Here is a 16,531-nt window from a genome sequence, read left to right as displayed (position 1 = left end):
CGTGTGTAACGGGTTGGCTCGGTTCGCTCAGGCGGCCATTGCAATGATGCATTGGAAGCGCGAATACCGCTGCGCTGAGCAAACCTAGAAAATTAACTGACTGTTGCACTTGCTCCTTGAGACCGCCCTTGCCTTTCTCGAATTGCAGTCGTTGGGCGGTCCAGTGCGGCAGTATCAGGGGCTGTTTTTTCTTTTTCTTCGAGGATTCCCAGCCGACGTTCATATTCATTCTTTAGTCTTCCAGGATGGGCGAGCAGCTCAATAACCTGCTGCCACACCAGTTCATCAAGACGATCCGTTCGTATTTGCTGATTATTACAGACGCGTTCGCCACCAAATCGGTAGGCATCGGTTCCAATGCAACGATAATAGGCATAGTTCCGACATTGGCCTTTGGCCGCTGCCTTGCTGACTTTTTTACCGTAATAGGCGTAGTGACAATGGCCGCAAACGGTCAAGCCCTGAAGCAGGTAAACTGCACCATGACCGCGCTGACGAGCCGATTTGCGATTTTCGGCAAGCTGTTCCTGAACCGACTGAAATAACCCTTCGCTGACGATTGCCGGTACGGATATCTCGACCCACTGACTTGGATCCGTACGTTCGGTTGAATTCCCCTTCCTGGGCACCTCCGCACTGTGGCGTTGTGCGCGTATCCGAGGTAAACAATCACGCGCCTGTGTTTTACCGAAAGCAGCTCGTCCCATGTACGCGGGATTTTGTAATAACCCCCACACGGTACTGCGATCCCAATACGGTTTACCTGAAGCGGTGACGGTGCCAGTAGCACCAAGACGCCGCACCACTTCGCCAATGCTCAGTCGCTCCATCCCAATCCATTGAAAGATGGCTCTGACCGTCGCCGCTTGCGCCAAGTCGATAACGTACTGTGCGGGTGCGCCATCAAGTTGCTTACGAATGTAGCGATAACCGTACGGCGCAGTCGACAGCACATTGATGCTGCCGCGTCTGGCTCCATGAAGCTTGCCGCGACGATGGCGCTCCATGATTTTGGCCCGTTCATACTCCGCAATCATGCCCTGCATCTGCAGCAGCAACGACTCCTCTGGCGTGACGCCAATGGCATGATTGAGGAACACAACCTCTACGCCGCACGCCGATAGTTCTTCCATCAGCAAGGCTTGGTGAGCATATTTTCGCGACAGCCGGTCTGGGGACAGGACGTAGAGACGATCGACCAATCCAAGTGCAGCGCGGTCTCTGAGCCGTTCCAATTGTGGGCGAATCAGCGTCGCGCCGCTGACGCCTGCATCGACAAAGTGCATGTCATCAGCAACCTGGGCTCCATCAGCCACGACCCGCTCTGTCAACGCGGCAATCTGGCTTTCAATCGTGCCGCGTTTAGCCGGTTGATCAGAGGATACCCTTGCATAGAACGCCACCATCACAGCCTGGCTCATTGCTCACCTCGCTTGGCAGCACGATGTTTTTTGACAGAGGGTTGAGATTGTGGCGATTCTGAAGAAACCCGCGTTTCTGTCGGTTTTAGCTGCTCATAGACCCTCTCGAGCTGTTCACAAGAGAATCGATTTGGCTCAAAAGCCAGACGAATACACCAGATCCGCGGTTTTCGGCTCATGACTGAAGTCTCCCGTCAGTGGGGGCGATGACCTCAATGACGAGAACAATCTCGACGTCGGGGCATCCCGCATACCTCGGAGCAAAACTCTCCCTGGCGATGCGCAGCCCCCATTTTATCCGAGAGTAGTTTGCTCTATTGTTGCCGGCGCTATCACTGCGCCTTGGGGCGTCCCCTTGGTCGCAGCTATCCTACGGCCATCCTCCATAACACCTGCCTGAAGCCATTTGCAGATAAGTCCGAGCATGCGCCGGTCTGCAATCCGGTGTCCCAGAAACATCAGCATCCATTCATGGTCGATCTCATCAAAGAACGACGTGATATCCGCATCCAGTATCCAGTTCACCTTCTGGCCCTTGAGCGCGACCGTCAACGCATCCAGCGCATCGTGCTGGCTACGTTCCGGCCTAAACCCATACGAGAATCCTAGAAAGTCTTCTTCATAGATCGCATTCAAAACGGTAACGACCGCCTGCTGTACGATCTTGTCCTCAAGAGAGGCAATGCCCAGCGGACGCTGCCTGCCGTCGGCTTTGGGAATATAGACCCGCCGCGACGGCGTTGCCCGATAGGCTCCACTGTGAAGCCTTGCGTGCAAATCGCTCACCCGCTGGAGAAGACCTTTCTCATATTCTCGCCACGACATGCCGTCCACGCCCACTGCGGCATCGCAGCGCAGGGCATAAAAGCTCTGCGCCAGTACCGGCACGCATGTCCATCGGCTCGGTGGCGAGCCAGATGGAATCGATGCGGATCATTGAGCGAGTCCACGGATGAATCGGGCGCACCCTTCAGGATCAGAGGTTGGCCACTTCACCGTGAGCATTTGTGGGCCAAGCGGTAATTCAATGATCGCCAGCGCTTCGGTCTTTCGTTTTGGTTCGACTTTCAAAGGAATGAAAGCTGGCAGCGCGACGGCCTAGTGGTCACGGTAAAGCGGGATCCACCGGCGAACGACATTGGCGTTGATGCCGTGCGTCATCGCAATAGCCGCCACAGAAACACCGGGTTGTTCGCACTCTTGGACGACTTGGATTTTGAAGGACTTCGGGTAAGACTTACGTTCACGCATGGCGATCCTGACGTTAAGGGAAATTGCGTCCGCTTAAAAATACGCGGACACAATCGCCCTTATCGGCTTGGCTCGGAAGGTGTGTTCGCCGGTCCCTTACCAATGGACATGATCCGTATGATTATTTGAAGGATGTTCTTACACGCCTACCAACGCAGCGGGCGAGTGAGATTACCGAGCTGTTACCGCACAGGTGGGTGCCCGTTTAATCACGCAAGGTGTGTTGGGCGGAAGCTTACGCTCAAAAAACCAGCCAGAAGGGCGGTCCTAGAGGGGTAACGAATTTTATTGCTTCGCAGTGGGAGCCAACGGTGCTTGTCCGGCGGATTCTTCTTCAACCCTGCGAAACTCAACTTTGATTGCCTTAGCTGCACCTATCAACGGTACAAAATAGAGCCGCGGGGCTTCTTTCGCAGCACGAAGAAACTCTGAAAAAAATGTCGTTTTCATTTAAGCAATTCCTTTGTACCTGAAACCGGAAATCTCATTTTATGTATAGCAACCCTAGCCAGAACCGGCAACTGAAACCCTCACGGGGCAATTCGTGAGGCGATAATAAACCGATGCGCAATACGCACCGGCTTCGGTTGGGGCCTGTGTAGCTTTACCGTCAAACCGGGTTAAGCAAGACTTCATCTACATTGCTCCATAGGACGCGTAGGGCACTGAAACCTATAGATCTCCCAGGGTAATTCGCGCGACCTTCCTGCTTATGCCTGTCGGATTTACGTCACAGCATTCCGTGCCAGTATCGGGCTTTGAAGATATTGGCCTTCTTACCCCGCTGTGCCGCCCAATCCGCTTCCTGTTCGTCAGGCCAGCATTTTGCCTCGGGCTTCCTTCAGATTCGCAGTCACCCACGACACCTTTGCCTCTGGCTAATACTTCCCCTTGCCGAGTGTATAGAGGACTTTCACCTCCAAGTCACCAGCGAGGCCACCACAGCCACGGTGGTTGCGCTTACGCGCAACGCGCCATGCCTGGCGCACCAACAAAAAAGCCTCAACACGATTAGGTGTTGAGGCTTCCGGATTAGCTGCCTTGGGTAATTACTCCACTGCCATTTCCCCGTCGAACTTCATTTCAACTCGGTCAAGCATTCCGTTGACCAAGGCCTCAAGTTCATCAAGTTCAGCACCTCGCTTGCTGACCGCAAGAGATACGCCATGCATCAGATACCGCAGGCGATCACGCATTTGCTTGCGCAGCTCAAAGAGCTTCGTAATCCGCTCGCATAAGACCAGCATGAGTTTGTAATTGGGCTCGAACTCACGGGATCGCTTGACTCTCTTGGTCAGACCCTGATGGCTGACGTTAGTAGAGGTCCATTTTCCCTTTCCTGCCCTGAGCTTTCTGTACACTCGGATGAAGGGTTTTGACTGACCCCGGTGAAGGTTGAAATCAATCGCGATTCTGCCGGACTGGAAGGGCTGCATGACGTAGAGCAATTCACCCAGGCGCATTAGCAGGTTGTCGATTCGAATCAGGTAGTCGACGGCGGTGTCGACCGACTCTTTGGCAAGCCTCCGAAGGTCCTCGAAATCGGCGATGCTGGGGGGGTTGTGTATAGCCATTTTTTTGAGCGTTACCGTGGGGGGGTTGTGTATAGCCCCACCAAGGGGTTGCGTTCGGGGCGGATTTTCTTTGGATTCTGACTCTATTGTCAATATTTGTTAAATATCCTAAGAAATCAACCAATGCACAGTATGAAGTACGCACTACTGATTTCCCACTGGGATGGTGAGCGGTGCACATAGCTTTCCCATATTAAGTATTTGGTGTGCGCGCCGTCGATATCCCCAAACCCAAAGGCGGAACAAGACAGCTGGGAATCCCCAGCGTCGTGGATCGCCTGATCCAACAGGCACAAGCGCCAGTTTGGTTTTGTGAAAACGCGCTTTCGTGGCCTGGCCAAAAACACCGCGCAACTGGTGACGCTATCGAGCGAGATTTAAAAGAAGTCGGCGATGAACATCGCCACGAAGGTCGACAGCAAAACAGTCTGCCGGTGTTGGCGCAGTTGCACGCCTGGCTGGAGAAAACCCAGCCTCAAGTAACCACGCAGAACGCGCTGGGTAAGGCAATCAGTTATCTGAGCAACAACTGGAACAAGTTGGTGCGCTACACCGAAGCCGGTTACTTGCCGATCGACAACAACGCCGCCGAGCGTGCGATCAGACCCGTCGTTATCGGTCGCAAGAATTGGCTGTTCAGCGACACACCCAAAGGCGCGATGGCCAGCGCTCAACTTTACAGTTTGGTCGAGACAGCTAAAGCCAACGGCCAAGAGCCCTATGCGTGGCGGCGCCACGCACTTGAGCGCCTGCCACAAGCCTCGAGCGTAGAAGACTTCGAGGCCTTGCTGCCGTGGAACTGCACGCCGCAAATTCCAAGATAGCCATAGACTCCCACCTTTTAAATGTGGGGTTTATGGAGCGCTTACGATCTAGGGGGCCACGGTTTTTTGCATATCCCGTAATAATACTCCTGGTCAATTAACATAATCCGAGCAAGGACGGTTTACGGAGATTTTTCCTGTTTCGGTTGACCCGGGTTCTCCGGCGTCGCCACCGCCCGGGGGTGTTGAAATGTGCCATCGTTAGTGACCGCTCCTAAAACCCGCTGAAACCACTGATTTCCGGGGGTTGCTTGCTTCCAGATGTGCCATCGTTAATTTCCGATGGTTCGGATCGCACTTTTTGGTAAGGTCAGCGATTGTTGCACCTTCGCTAGTAACGAACCATTTACGCCGTAAAAAGAGACTTCCGGCTCTGCCCGAAATTTGCGAAATGCGGCTCCGCAAGATTGCGTATCCAACCGAGTATTTCCTGGGTGGTGATCTCTCGTAGTGCGGGTACAAACATGCACTGAAGTATCGGCCAATAGCGGTTGCGTGCAGTTGGGGTGGGCCTTGATCGTCGATCCAGATTTTGAGCTGTAGCCCTAACGATGGCACAACTCACCAAAGCTCAACTCTCCTCAGCCTTGTAGCATTCTGCCACTGCCGCAATTTCTGGAAGTTGTGCCTGAATCCAATTGGAAGTAAATCGCTGAGCTTTAGCGGTTTGACCGCATTCTATTGAACTTGGAATTCTTGGCTAACCTCAGCTCACAACTTCCAGGGGGATACTCGGGCTGGGATTGGCTGGATGTTGAGCCGTCTTGCAGCGTATTGATGATCTCGTCGCCGTTGCTGAGTACGCTGCCGACCAGCGCCACATCACTGTTGCCTTACTCGGCGCCCGTGATGATCTGCGCCTTACCGCCATCGGCATACAGGACGTGGTCGCCTTCGCCTTGTATCCGGTTCATGCCCATCGACTCGCGGTTTCGATTCGCGCTTCCTCCCCACACTCGGTCACCCTCATGCAGTTGCGCTTCACTTCGTTCGCTGTGGCCAACTTACGGCGGGACTTTCACACACAAGATTGCGCCCATGCTGGGCGCACCAAATAAAAACGCCCCGACCAAGGTCGGGGCGTTTTTATTTGCAGCTAAAGGCTTAGCGCGGGAATGCTGGCGGGTTTACACCGGCCATGTCTTCCATCACGCGAACCACCTGGCAGCTGTAACCGAATTCGTTATCGTACCAGACGTACAGTACAACGCGGTTATCCTGGGTGATGGTCGCTTCAGCGTCCACGACGCCTGCGTGGCGCGAGCCAACGAAGTCGGTGGAAACCACTTCCTGCGAATTGACGTAGTCGATCTGCTTGTGCAGGTCCGAGTGCATGGCCATCTGGCGCAGGTACTCGTTGATCTCTTCGCGGGTGGTGGCCTTTTCCAGGTTCAGGTTCAGGATGGCCATCGACACGTTTGGCGTAGGAACGCGAATCGCGTTGCCGGTCAGCTTGCCCTTGAGCACTGGCAGTGCCTTGGCGGCTGCGGTGGCGGCACCGGTCTCGGTGATTACCATGTTCAGCGGCGCGGCGCGGCCACGACGACTGCCCTTGTGGAAGTTGTCGATCAGGTTCTGGTCGTTGGTGAACGAGTGAACGGTTTCGACGTGGCCGTTGACGATGCCGAACTTGTCATTCACAGCCTTCAGCACCGGCACGATGGCGTTGGTGGTGCAGGAAGCGGCCGAGATGATCTTGTCGTCAGGGCTGATGTCGCCATGGTTGATGCCGTGCACGATGTTCTTCAGCGCGCCCTTGCCAGGTGCGGTGAGGATCACGCGGGCAGCGCCCGGGCAGGCCAGGTGCTGGCCCAGGCCGTCGGCGTCACGCCATACACCGGTGTTGTCGACGATCAGTGCGTTCTCGATGCCGTACTGGGTGTAGTCGACTTCGGTCGGGCTCTTGGCGTAGATAACCTGGATCAGGTTGCCGTTGGCGGTGATGGTGTTGTTGGCTTCATCAATGGTGATGGTGCCATCGAACGGGCCATGAACCGAGTCGCGACGCAGCAGGCTGGCACGCTTGACCAGGTCGTTCTCGGCGCCTTTGCGCACGACGATGGCGCGCAGGCGCAGGCCGTCGCCGCCACCGGTTTTTTCGATCAGGATGCGCGCCAGCAGACGGCCGATACGACCGAAGCCGTACAGGACAACGTCGGTGCCTTTGCGGGCGGAAGCGTTCTGCTGGCCAACCACGTCGGCCAGTTCTTCACGCACGAACTGCTCGGCAGAACGGCCATTGCCTTCAGCCTTGAACTTGGCTGCCAGCTTGCCCAGGTCTACCGAAGCGGCGCCGAGCTTGAGCTCGCTCATCGCCTTGAGCAGCGGGAATGTTTCGTGGACGGACAGCTCGGTATCGTCGGTTTGACGGTGACGAGCAAAGCGGTGAGCTTTGAGAATCGCAATGACTGAACGATTGATCAGGCTGCGGCCATAGATCGAGCTCACCACATTGTTATTGCGGTAAAGCTGACCGATAAGCGGAATCATCGCTTCTGCGAGTGCTTCACGGTCGATCCATTCACCAAGACACTGGTCGGGCTTCTGAGTCACGGGAACCTTCCACATGTAGGGGCAGAAAAAAGGGGCTACATTATGCCGCCGCGCGCCTCGTGTAGCAATGCGCGCTTGTCGCACCGCCAGTAACAAAATCCCTTTCAAAAAAATCGCGCACCGCTGAAACCCAATGAAACCGGGGCCTCCAGCTTCGTCAATTTTTTGGGGACAGCGCAACCTTGTCCGTAACCATCCGTAACACCGGTTGGTTTTGCCACTACATAATCGCTATTTCCCAGTAAAAAACACCGCGATTTTGTCTTTACCACTACATTTCTCCTTACCCGCGTAATAGACACATCTGCGACTGACAGCCGGCACCCGGGACCGCTACAATTACCGACTTTGTCGCAACGCTTGGAGCTCAACCTTCCGTGCCCGTTCTGCGTCTACCGCTTCTCCCTGCCGCGGCAGGTAAACAGCACTGGGGCAACCTGCCCGGTGCCGCCCTGAGCCTGGCCATCGCCGAGGCCGCCAGCGCTGCCAAGCGCTTTACCCTGCTGCTCACAGCCGACAGCCAAAGTGCCGAACGACTGGAACAGGAGCTGGGTTTCTTCGCCCCGGATTTGCCCGTGCTGCATTTCCCCGACTGGGAAACCCTGCCCTACGACCTGTTCTCGCCGCACCAGGACATCATTTCCCAGCGCATTTCGGCGCTTTATCGATTGCCGGAACTGAGTCATGGCGTGCTGGTGGTGCCGATCACCACTGCGCTGCACCGCCTGGCGCCGACCAAATTCCTGCTCGGCAGCAGCCTGGTCCTGGACGTCGGCCAGAAGCTCGATGTCGAGCAAATGCGCACCCGCCTCGAGGCCACTGGCTATCGCTACGTCGATACCGTGTACGAACATGGCGAATTCACCGTGCGCGGCTCCTTGATCGATCTGTTCCCGATGGGCAGCAAGCTGCCTTACCGGATCGACCTGTTCGACGACGAAATCGAAACCCTGCGCACCTTCGACCCGGAAAACCAGCGCTCCATCGACAAGGTCGATTCGGTCAAGCTGCTGCCGGCCAAGGAATTCCCGCTGGAGAAAGAAGCCGTCACCCGCTTCAAGGCACGGTTTCGCGAGCGCTTCGATGTCGACTTCCGGCGCTGCCCGATCTTCCAGGACCTGAACAGCGGGATTACCCCCGCCGGCATCGAGTACTACCTGCCGCTGTTCTTCGAAGAAACCTCGACGTTGTTCGATTACCTGCCTCAGGACACACAAGTGTTCTCCTTGCCAGGCATCGAGCAGGCCGCGGAAAATTTCTGGAACGACGTGCGCAACCGTTATGAAGAGCGGCGCGTCGATCCTTCGCGTCCTTTATTACCGCCTGCCGAGTTGTTCCTGCCAGTAGAAGACTGCTTCGCCCGCCTGAAAAACTGGCCGCGAGTGGTCGCCAGCCAACAGGATGTGGAGTCCGGCGCTGGCCGCGAGCGCTTCCCCGCAAGGGAATTGCCGAACCTGGCCATCGAAGCCAAGGCCACCCAGCCGCTGGCGGCGCTCTCGGGTTTCCTCGACGAGTTCCCTGGGCGCGTGCTGTTCACTGCCGAATCCGCGGGCCGTCGCGAAGTGCTGCTCGAACTGCTGGAACGCCTGAAGCTGCGGCCGAAGACCGTCGACAGCTGGCCGGACTTTGTCGCCAGCAAGGAGCGCCTGGCGATCACCATCGCGCCACTGGACGAAGGCCTGCTGCTGGATGATCCGGCCCTGGCGCTGGTCGCCGAAAGCCCGTTGTTCGGCCAGCGCGTGATGCAGCGCCGGCGCCGTGAGAAGCGCGCCGACGCCAACAACGACGCGGTCATCAAGAACCTCACCGAGCTGCGCGAAGGCGCGCCGGTGGTGCACATCGATCACGGTGTCGGTCGCTACCTGGGGCTGACAATCCTGGAAATAGACAACCAGGCCGCCGAATTCCTCACCCTTGAATACGCGGAAAACGCCAAGCTTTATGTGCCGGTGGCCAACCTGCACCTGATCGCCCGCTACACCGGCAGCGACGACGCCCTCGCCCCCTTGCATCGCCTGGGCTCCGAGACCTGGCAAAAAGCCAAGCGCAAGGCCGCCGAACAGGTGCGCGACGTCGCGGCTGAATTGCTCGATATCTACGCACGCCGCGCCGCTCGTGAAGGGTATGCCTTCGCCGACCCGAAAGCCGATTACGCCACCTTCAGCGCCGGCTTCCCGTTCGAAGAAACGCCAGACCAGCAAACCACCATCGAAGCGGTGCGCGAAGACATGCTCGCGCCCAAGCCGATGGATCGCCTGGTGTGTGGCGACGTCGGCTTCGGCAAGACCGAAGTGGCCATGCGCGCAGCGTTCATTGCGGTGCACGGCGGTCGCCAGGTGGCGATCCTGGTACCGACCACCCTGCTCGCCCAGCAGCACTACAACAGCTTCCGCGACCGCTTCGCCGACTGGCCGGTGAGCGTGGAAGTGATGAGCCGCTTCAAGTCGGCTAAAGAGGTGAACGCGGCGATCGCCGACCTGGCCGAAGGCAAGATCGACATCGTCATCGGCACGCACAAGCTGCTGTCCGACGATGTGAAAATCAAAAACCTGGGCCTGGTGATCATCGACGAAGAACACCGCTTCGGTGTCCGCCAGAAAGAACAGCTCAAGGCGCTGCGCAGCGAAGTCGACATCCTCACCCTGACCGCCACGCCGATTCCGCGCACGCTGAACATGGCCGTGTCGGGCATGCGCGACCTGTCGATCATTGCCACGCCGCCAGCCCGTCGCCTGTCGGTGCGCACCTTCGTCATGGAGCAGAACAAGAGCACGGTCAAAGAGGCCCTGCTACGTGAGCTGCTGCGTGGCGGCCAGGTCTATTACCTGCACAACGACGTCAAGACCATCGAGAAATGCGCCGCCGACCTCGCCGAGCTGGTGCCGGAAGCGCGGATCGGCATCGGCCACGGGCAAATGCGCGAGCGCGAACTCGAACAGGTGATGAGCGACTTCTACCACAAGCGCTTCAACGTGCTGATCGCCTCGACCATCATCGAGACCGGCATCGACGTGCCGAGCGCCAACACCATCATCATCGAGCGCGCTGACAAGTTCGGCCTGGCGCAGTTGCACCAGTTGCGCGGCCGGGTCGGTCGCAGTCACCACCAGGCCTACGCCTACCTGCTGACGCCGCCGCGCCAGCAGATCACCGCGGACGCGGAAAAGCGCCTGGAAGCGATCGCCAACACCCAGGACCTCGGCGCGGGCTTTGTGCTCGCCACCAACGACCTGGAAATCCGCGGCGCCGGCGAGTTGCTTGGCGACGGCCAGAGCGGGCAGATCCAGGCGGTCGGTTTCACGCTGTACATGGAAATGCTCGAGCGCGCGGTGAAGTCGATCCGCAAGGGCGAACAGCCCAACCTCGAACAACCACTGGGCGGCGGTCCGGAAGTCAACCTGCGCGTACCCGCATTGATCCCCGAAGACTATCTGCCGGACGTCCATGCCCGCCTGATTCTCTACAAGCGCATCGCTTCGGCCACCGACGAGGACGGCCTCAAGGATCTGCAGGTCGAGATGATCGACCGTTTCGGCCTGTTGCCCGAGCCGACCAAGAACCTGATGCGCATCACCGCACTGAAATTGCAGGCCGAATTGCTGGGCATCAAGAAAGTCGACGGCGGCCCGCAAGGTGGTCGAATCGAATTCGCGGCACAGACCCCGGTCGACCCGCTGACCCTGATCAAGTTGATCCAGAGCCAGCCCAAACGCTACAAATTCGAAGGCGCGACGATGTTTAAGTTCCAGGTGCCGATGGAGCGCCCGGAAGAACGCTTTAATACTGTAGAGGCGCTGTTTGAGCGTCTCATCCCGAAAACTGCTTGAAGGACGCCGCATGCGCCTGTTTCGCTCACTGACCTTGTTGATAACCCTGGTCGCCCCTTCGGTGTTTGCCGATGATCTGTATCAGATTGAAATGATTCTGGTGCGGCAGAATGCCGTGCCGGCGATTATCAGCCGTGCCGCGCCGGAAGACTGGGCCGCCGGCGCGCAAACCGTCAGCCCTGACAGCCTGCGCACGCCGAGCCTCAACAACGAAGTGGAAAAACTCACCGCCAGCAATGAATACAGCGTGCTGCTGCACAAGGCGTGGCAGCAGACGCTCGGCGAGATACCGGTCAAGGTGGCGGTCAGCGACGGCAAGGAACAATACGGCCAGTACCCGATCGAAGGCACCCTGAACCTGACGCTGGGACGCTTTACCGATGTGGATGCCGATTTCTGGGTTAACCAGTTCAACGACGACGGCCTGGTCACTGCCAGCGAACGCCTGAAACAGGAAAGCCACACCAAGAACGGCCAGCTCAATTTCCTCGACAACGGCCACCTGGGCCTGCTGATCAAGATCACCTCATTGACGGCGCCCGCTCCCCGGGAAGCCCCTGAAGTCGTCCCGGACTGATCGAGCCCCCCATGTCCGCGACCCTGAGCAAACCCCTGGCACCTTCCTGGGTCAGCCGATTCAAGGAACAGAGCCTGGAGCGCGGTCGCCGGTATGCCCTGGAGAATCGCGTCAGGATAGTCGAAGTCGGCGACGCGACGATCACCGCGGCGTGCGAAGGCTCTGGCGGTAACGTTTACCGTCAGACCATTCGCCTGCGCGAGTCGGCCAAAGGCACCTTGCTGATGGTCGATGCCACCTGCTCCTGCCCGGTGCACAGCAACTGCAAACATTGCGCGGCGGTGCTCCTGCAAATCCAGGAAACCCTCGACTACCCCGCCGCCGCCAAAGACGCCGAACTCCTGGAAAAACTCCAGGCGGTGCTGGAAAACCGCAGCCCCAAGGCACCACCGCAAGTGCTGGTGGACAACGTGCAACCGGTACCGCGCCTGTGGCTGGCGAGCATTGAGTTCAGCGCCTTCGAACCGCGCAACGGGCGAATGCAGCGTTACATCCAGCATCGCGCGGCGCTGTCTTTCGGTTACCTGGACGAGTACGTGTCAGGCCAGAAGAATGCCGACATCCTGATTCGCCAGGAGACCCAGACACTGCGGATAAAACGCCACCCGGACGTCGAACAGTCCTACCGGGAGCAGCTGCGAATCCTCGGTTTCAAGATCGCCACCCGGCAAAGCAAGGCCCTGCCGGAAAGCGCCGGCGAACTGTTCGAGATGGTCAACGACAGCGCCTGGCTGACCTTCACCCTCAATGAACTGCCAAAGTTGCGCACCCAGGGTTGGGAGCTGCAAATCAACGAAGACTTCGGCTTCGACCTGACTGCCGTGGACGACTGGTACGCCACGGTCGAACAGGTTCCGGAGCGCGACTGGTTCGACCTGGAGCTGGGGATCATCGTCAATGGCGAGCGGTTGAGCCTGTTGCCGATCCTGTTGAACCTGATGCGTTCCCACACCGAACTGCTCAATCCGGAACGCCTCGCTCGCCGGCGCGACGACGAGCTGATCCTGGTCAACATACCCAGCCGGCCGAACGCCGAGCACGGCCCGCTGCAAGTCGCCCTGCCCTTCGGCCGCCTGAAACCGGTACTGGCGACGCTTGGCGAGTTCTACCTTCAAGAACCTGGCGAAACCACGCTGCGCCTGAGCAAGGCCGACGCCACGCGCCTCAACTCACTGGAAGACCTGCCACTGCTCTGGGAAGGTGGCGAGCAGATCCGCAGCTTTGCCCAACGCCTGCGCGACATCAAGGACTACACCGCCTCGGCGCCGGACGGGCTGAACGCGACACTGCGCCCCTATCAACTCGAGGGCCTGAGCTGGATGCAGTCGTTACGCCAACTGGAAGTCGGCGGCATCCTCGCGGATGACATGGGCCTGGGCAAAACCCTGCAGACCCTGGCGCACATCCTCAGCGAGAAAAACGCCGGTCGCCTCGATCGCCCCTGCATGGTGGTGATGCCCACCAGTCTGATTCCCAACTGGCTCGACGAAGCGGCGCACTTCACTCCGCAACTCAAGGTACTGGCACTGTACGGCGCCAGTCGCAAAAAACATTTCGACAACCTCGCCGATTACGACCTGATCCTGACCACCTATGCCTTGCTGCCCAAGGACGTAGAACGCCTGGCGGCGCAGCCCTTGCACGTGCTGGTACTGGACGAAGCGCAATACATCAAGAACCCCAACAGCAAGGCCGCCCAGGCCGCCCGCGAGCTCAACGCCCGCCAGCGCCTGTGCCTGAGCGGCACGCCACTGGAAAACCACCTGGGCGAACTGTGGTCGCTGTTTCACTTCCTGCTGCCGGGCTGGCTCGGCGACGTCAAAAGCTTCAACAGTGATTACCGGGTGCCCATCGAAAAGCGCGCCAGCGAAGTCAGGCTTCAACACCTCAACAGCCGGATCAAACCCTTCCTGCTGCGTCGCACCAAGGAACAGGTGGCAACCGAGTTGCCGCCGAAAACCGAGATCATCCACTGGGTCGAACTCAACGAAACCCAGCGCGACCTGTACGAAACCATGCGCCTGGCCATGGACAAGAAAGTCCGCGACGAAATCACCCGCAAGGGCGTGGCACGCAGCCAGATCATCATCCTCGAGGCACTGCTCAAGCTGCGCCAGGTGTGTTGCGATCTGCGCCTGGTCAATGAAGCCACCCTTCCGGCGCGGGGCAGCACCTCGGGCAAGCTCGACAGCCTGATGGAAATGCTCGAAGAGCTGTTCGAGGAAGGCCGCAAGATTCTATTGTTCTCGCAGTTCACCTCGATGCTGGCATTGATCGAAGAAGAACTGAACAAGCGCGGCGTGCCCTACGCGCTTCTGACCGGACAGACCCGCGACCGTCGTACACCGGTGAAGGAATTCCAGAGCGGCAAGCGTCAGATCTTTCTCATCAGCCTGAAGGCCGGTGGTGTTGGCCTGAACCTGACGGAGGCCGATACCGTGATCCATTACGACCCTTGGTGGAACCCGGCAACGGAAAACCAGGCCACCGACCGCGCCTATCGCATCGGCCAGGAAAAGCCGGTGTTCGTCTACAAGTTGATCGCGCGCGGCACGGTGGAAGAGAAGATCCAGCATCTGCAGAAGGAAAAATCCGACCTGGCGGCGGGCGTCCTGGATGGACGACAGGCCGGGGACTGGAAGTTGCAGAGCGATGACATCGAGGCGCTGTTTGCGCCGCTGCCGGATAAGTTGGAGAAGCGCTGAAAACTGCGGCGCCGGGTAGATTGCTTTCGCGAGCACCCGCGCCAAGGTCGACCTCACCCTGACCATCCCCTCTCCTAACGCTCGCTCGATCTCTGCCATGCTGATCACCGATGCCGACTTGCCCGCCGCCGGATTCACCACCAGCGCCAGGCAGGCGTAATCCAGCTGCAGCTCGCGAGCCAGGGCCGCTTCGGGCATTGCGGTCATGCCAACGATGTCGCAACCATCGCGCTCCAGGCGCAGAATCTCGGCGGCGGTTTCCAGCCGCGGTCCCTGCATGCAGGCATAGACACCCCGATCGCTGAAACCCGCGCCTTCGGCCACCAGCGCTGCAATCAAGCGCTGGCGTAGCGATTCACTGTAGGGGTAGGTGAAATCGATGTGGGTCACCGGCTCCAGGTCATCGGCAAAGTAGCTGTGCTCGCGGCCACTGGTGTAGTCGATCAATTGATGCGGCACGCAGAAATGCCCGGTGCCATCGCCCCGTTGATGCCGCCCACTGCGTTGACTGCCAGAATGGCCCCGGCACCGGCCTGCTTCAGCGCCCAGAGATTGGCGCGATAATTCACCCGATGCGGCGCAAAACGGTGCGGGTGACCATGACGGGCGAGAAACAGCACGTCGCTGCCGGCATATTCGCCAATCTGCACTTCTGCAGACGGCGCGCCGTAGGGAGTGTCCAGCGCCAATGACTGGCGAATCTGCAGGCCTTCCAGCCGGGTCAGGCCGCTGCCGCCGATAATCGCGTAAACCGTCATGGCGCCTCCTTCTCAATCGATAAGTTGTGCATCCCTGAGCGCACCGACAGCCGCCAGCCAGCGCGGATCCTGGCGGTATTCGGTGCTCGCATGCGCCTGGCCGCGCATCCGTGCAATGCGCGCCGACGGCTTGACCTGCAAACGCTGGGCGGCACTCAAGGCCAGTTCGGCGGCTGCGCGGTCGTTGCACACCAGGCCCATGTCGCAGCCGGCGGTCAACGCCGCTTCGATACGGCTGGCGGCATCGCCCACCACGTGGGCACCGGCCATGGACAGGTCGTCGCTGAAAATCACCCCGTCGAACTGCAGTTCGCCCCGCAGGATGTCCTGCAGCCAGCGCCGCGAGAAGCCCGCCGGCTGGGTATCGACCTGGGGATAAATAACGTGGGCAGGCATGACGGCGGCCAGCTGTTTGCTCAACTTGGCAAAAGGCACCAGGTCATGGGCACGAATCTGCTCGAGGCTGCGCTCGTCATTGGGGATCGCGACGTGGGAATCCGCCTCGGCCCAGCCGTGGCCAGGGAAATGCTTGCCCGTGGCCGCCATGCCCGCGCTGTTCATGCCGCGAATGAAAGCACCGGCCAGCAGCGCGGCACGCTGCGGATCCGCTTCGAACGAACGGGTCCCGACCACGGCGCTGCGCTGGTGATCGAGATCCAGCACCGGGGCGAAGCTCAGGTCCAGGCCAACGGCCAGCACCTCGGTGGCCATGATCCAGCCGCACTGTTCGGCCAGGTATTCGGCGTTCGGATTGTCGGCAATGGCGCGCATCGCCGGCAGGCGCACAAAACCCTGGCGCAGGCGCTGGACCCGCCCGCCCTCCTGGTCCACCGCCAGCAGCAGGTCGGGACGAATGGCGCGGATCGCCGCGCTCAACTCGCGGACCTGGCGCGGATGTTCGATGTTGCGGGCGAAAATGATCAGGCCGCCCACTTCGGGCTGGCGCAACAATTGGCGATCTTCAGCCGTCAGCCAGGTACCGGCGACGTCCACCATCAACGAGCCTTGCAGGCCAGCAGTCATAACAGTTCCTTGATAACG

At 59.0% G+C, this 16,531-nt stretch carries 10 protein-coding genes and 4 pseudogenes; 6 read left to right on the top strand and 8 right to left on the bottom strand.

The window, feature by feature from the left end; all coding sequences use genetic code 11:
• Positions 1–92 precede the first annotated feature (92 nt).
• The 3 genes and pseudogenes from CGA21_RS28265 to CGA21_RS28255 form a co-directional block, all read right to left on the bottom strand.
• Positions 93–1,421, bottom strand: coding sequence for a recombinase family protein (locus CGA21_RS28265; RefSeq protein ID WP_223194291.1), 1,329 nt, complete (start codon positions 1,419–1,421; stop codon positions 93–95).
• 324 nt (positions 1,422–1,745) lie between these two features.
• Positions 1,746–2,345, bottom strand: a pseudogene (locus CGA21_RS28260) (reverse transcriptase domain-containing protein); the annotation flags it as partial.
• A 174-nt stretch (positions 2,346–2,519) separates the two neighbouring features.
• Positions 2,520–2,672: a transposase gene (locus CGA21_RS28255; RefSeq protein WP_188265548.1), complete on the bottom strand. Its 153-nt coding sequence runs from the start codon at positions 2,670–2,672 to the stop codon at positions 2,520–2,522.
• Positions 2,673–2,770: 98 nt separating this feature from the next.
• Here CGA21_RS28255 and CGA21_RS28250 point away from each other — a divergent pair.
• Positions 2,771–2,881 (top strand): annotated as a pseudogene (locus CGA21_RS28250) (transposase domain-containing protein); the annotation flags it as partial.
• A 76-nt stretch (positions 2,882–2,957) separates the two neighbouring features.
• On the opposite strand, the gene CGA21_RS28245 reads toward CGA21_RS28250, so the two are convergent.
• Positions 2,958–3,122 carry a hypothetical protein gene (locus CGA21_RS28245; RefSeq protein WP_188265547.1) on the bottom strand — a complete coding sequence of 55 codons (165 nt, stop codon included), beginning with the start codon at positions 3,120–3,122 and terminating at the stop codon, positions 2,958–2,960.
• Positions 3,123–3,721: 599 nt separating this feature from the next.
• Positions 3,722–4,246 carry a hypothetical protein gene (locus tag CGA21_RS28240; protein WP_188265546.1) on the bottom strand — a complete coding sequence of 175 codons (525 nt, stop codon included), beginning with the start codon at positions 4,244–4,246 and terminating at the stop codon, positions 3,722–3,724.
• Between the two features lie 365 nt (positions 4,247–4,611).
• Here CGA21_RS28240 and CGA21_RS28235 point away from each other — a divergent pair.
• A pseudogene (locus CGA21_RS28235) lies at positions 4,612–5,070 on the top strand (IS66 family transposase); the annotation flags it as partial.
• Between the two features lie 764 nt (positions 5,071–5,834).
• Positions 5,835–6,128, top strand: a complete 294-nt coding sequence (locus tag CGA21_RS28230) for a hypothetical protein (RefSeq protein WP_188265545.1) — start codon at positions 5,835–5,837, stop codon at positions 6,126–6,128.
• Between the two features lie 46 nt (positions 6,129–6,174).
• Here the strand turns inward: CGA21_RS28230 and CGA21_RS28225 are convergent, their stop codons facing one another.
• Positions 6,175–7,638 carry a glyceraldehyde-3-phosphate dehydrogenase gene (locus tag CGA21_RS28225; RefSeq protein WP_110746535.1) on the bottom strand — a complete coding sequence of 488 codons (1,464 nt, stop codon included), beginning with the start codon at positions 7,636–7,638 and terminating at the stop codon, positions 6,175–6,177.
• A gap of 362 nt (positions 7,639–8,000) precedes the next feature.
• Here CGA21_RS28225 and mfd point away from each other — a divergent pair, with 362 nt between their 5' ends.
• From mfd to CGA21_RS28210, 3 genes are read left to right on the top strand one after another with little or no spacing between them, the layout of a single operon-like run.
• On the top strand, positions 8,001–11,450 hold the full coding sequence (gene mfd, locus CGA21_RS28220) for a transcription-repair coupling factor (RefSeq protein ID WP_110746533.1): 3,450 nt from the start codon (positions 8,001–8,003) through the stop codon (positions 11,448–11,450).
• Between the two features lie 10 nt (positions 11,451–11,460).
• Complete coding sequence (locus CGA21_RS28215; RefSeq protein WP_188265544.1) at positions 11,461–12,027, top strand: CsiV family protein; 567 nt, start codon at positions 11,461–11,463, stop codon at positions 12,025–12,027.
• Between the two features lie 11 nt (positions 12,028–12,038).
• Complete coding sequence (locus CGA21_RS28210; RefSeq protein WP_020798498.1) at positions 12,039–14,732, top strand: DEAD/DEAH box helicase; 2,694 nt, start codon at positions 12,039–12,041, stop codon at positions 14,730–14,732.
• A gap of 27 nt (positions 14,733–14,759) precedes the next feature.
• Here CGA21_RS28210 and CGA21_RS28205 read toward each other — a convergent pair.
• Together CGA21_RS28205 and nagZ are read right to left on the bottom strand one after the other, a co-directional pair.
• Positions 14,760–15,490: pseudogene (locus tag CGA21_RS28205) on the bottom strand (S-methyl-5'-thioinosine phosphorylase); the annotation flags it as partial.
• A gap of 12 nt (positions 15,491–15,502) precedes the next feature.
• Entirely contained in the window at positions 15,503–16,513 is a 1,011-nt protein-coding gene (nagZ, locus tag CGA21_RS28200; protein ID WP_020798500.1) for a beta-N-acetylhexosaminidase, read from the bottom strand.
• Between the last annotated feature and the right edge of the window lie 18 nt (positions 16,514–16,531).

Source organism: Pseudomonas sp. PSB11 (assembly GCF_014596605.1).
In the GTDB taxonomy this organism is placed as follows: Bacteria; Pseudomonadota; Gammaproteobacteria; order Pseudomonadales; family Pseudomonadaceae; genus Aquipseudomonas; species Aquipseudomonas umsongensis.
The sequence above is the reverse complement of the archived record's forward strand: the minus strand, read 5'-3'. Positions and strand labels throughout refer to the sequence as shown.

Bases quoted from the DNA above. Each gene is read 5' to 3' on its own strand.
- CGA21_RS28265 (WP_223194291.1), bottom strand. From the start codon at position 1,421: ATGAGCCAGGCTGTGATGGTGGCGTTCTATGCAAGGGTATCCTCTGAT.
- CGA21_RS28255 (WP_188265548.1), bottom strand. From the start codon at position 2,672: ATGCGTGAACGTAAGTCTTACCCGAAGTCCTTCAAAATCCAAGTCGTC.
- CGA21_RS28245 (WP_188265547.1), bottom strand. From the start codon at position 3,122: ATGAAAACGACATTTTTTTCAGAGTTTCTTCGTGCTGCGAAAGAAGCC.
- CGA21_RS28240 (WP_188265546.1), bottom strand. From the start codon at position 4,246: ATGGCTATACACAACCCCCCCAGCATCGCCGATTTCGAGGACCTTCGG.
- CGA21_RS28225 (WP_110746535.1), bottom strand. From the start codon at position 7,638: ATGTGGAAGGTTCCCGTGACTCAGAAGCCCGACCAGTGTCTTGGTGAA.
- CGA21_RS28215 (WP_188265544.1), top strand. From the start codon at position 11,461: ATGCGCCTGTTTCGCTCACTGACCTTGTTGATAACCCTGGTCGCCCCT.
- CGA21_RS28210 (WP_020798498.1), top strand. From the start codon at position 12,039: ATGTCCGCGACCCTGAGCAAACCCCTGGCACCTTCCTGGGTCAGCCGA.
- nagZ (WP_020798500.1), bottom strand. From the start codon at position 16,513: ATGACTGCTGGCCTGCAAGGCTCGTTGATGGTGGACGTCGCCGGTACC.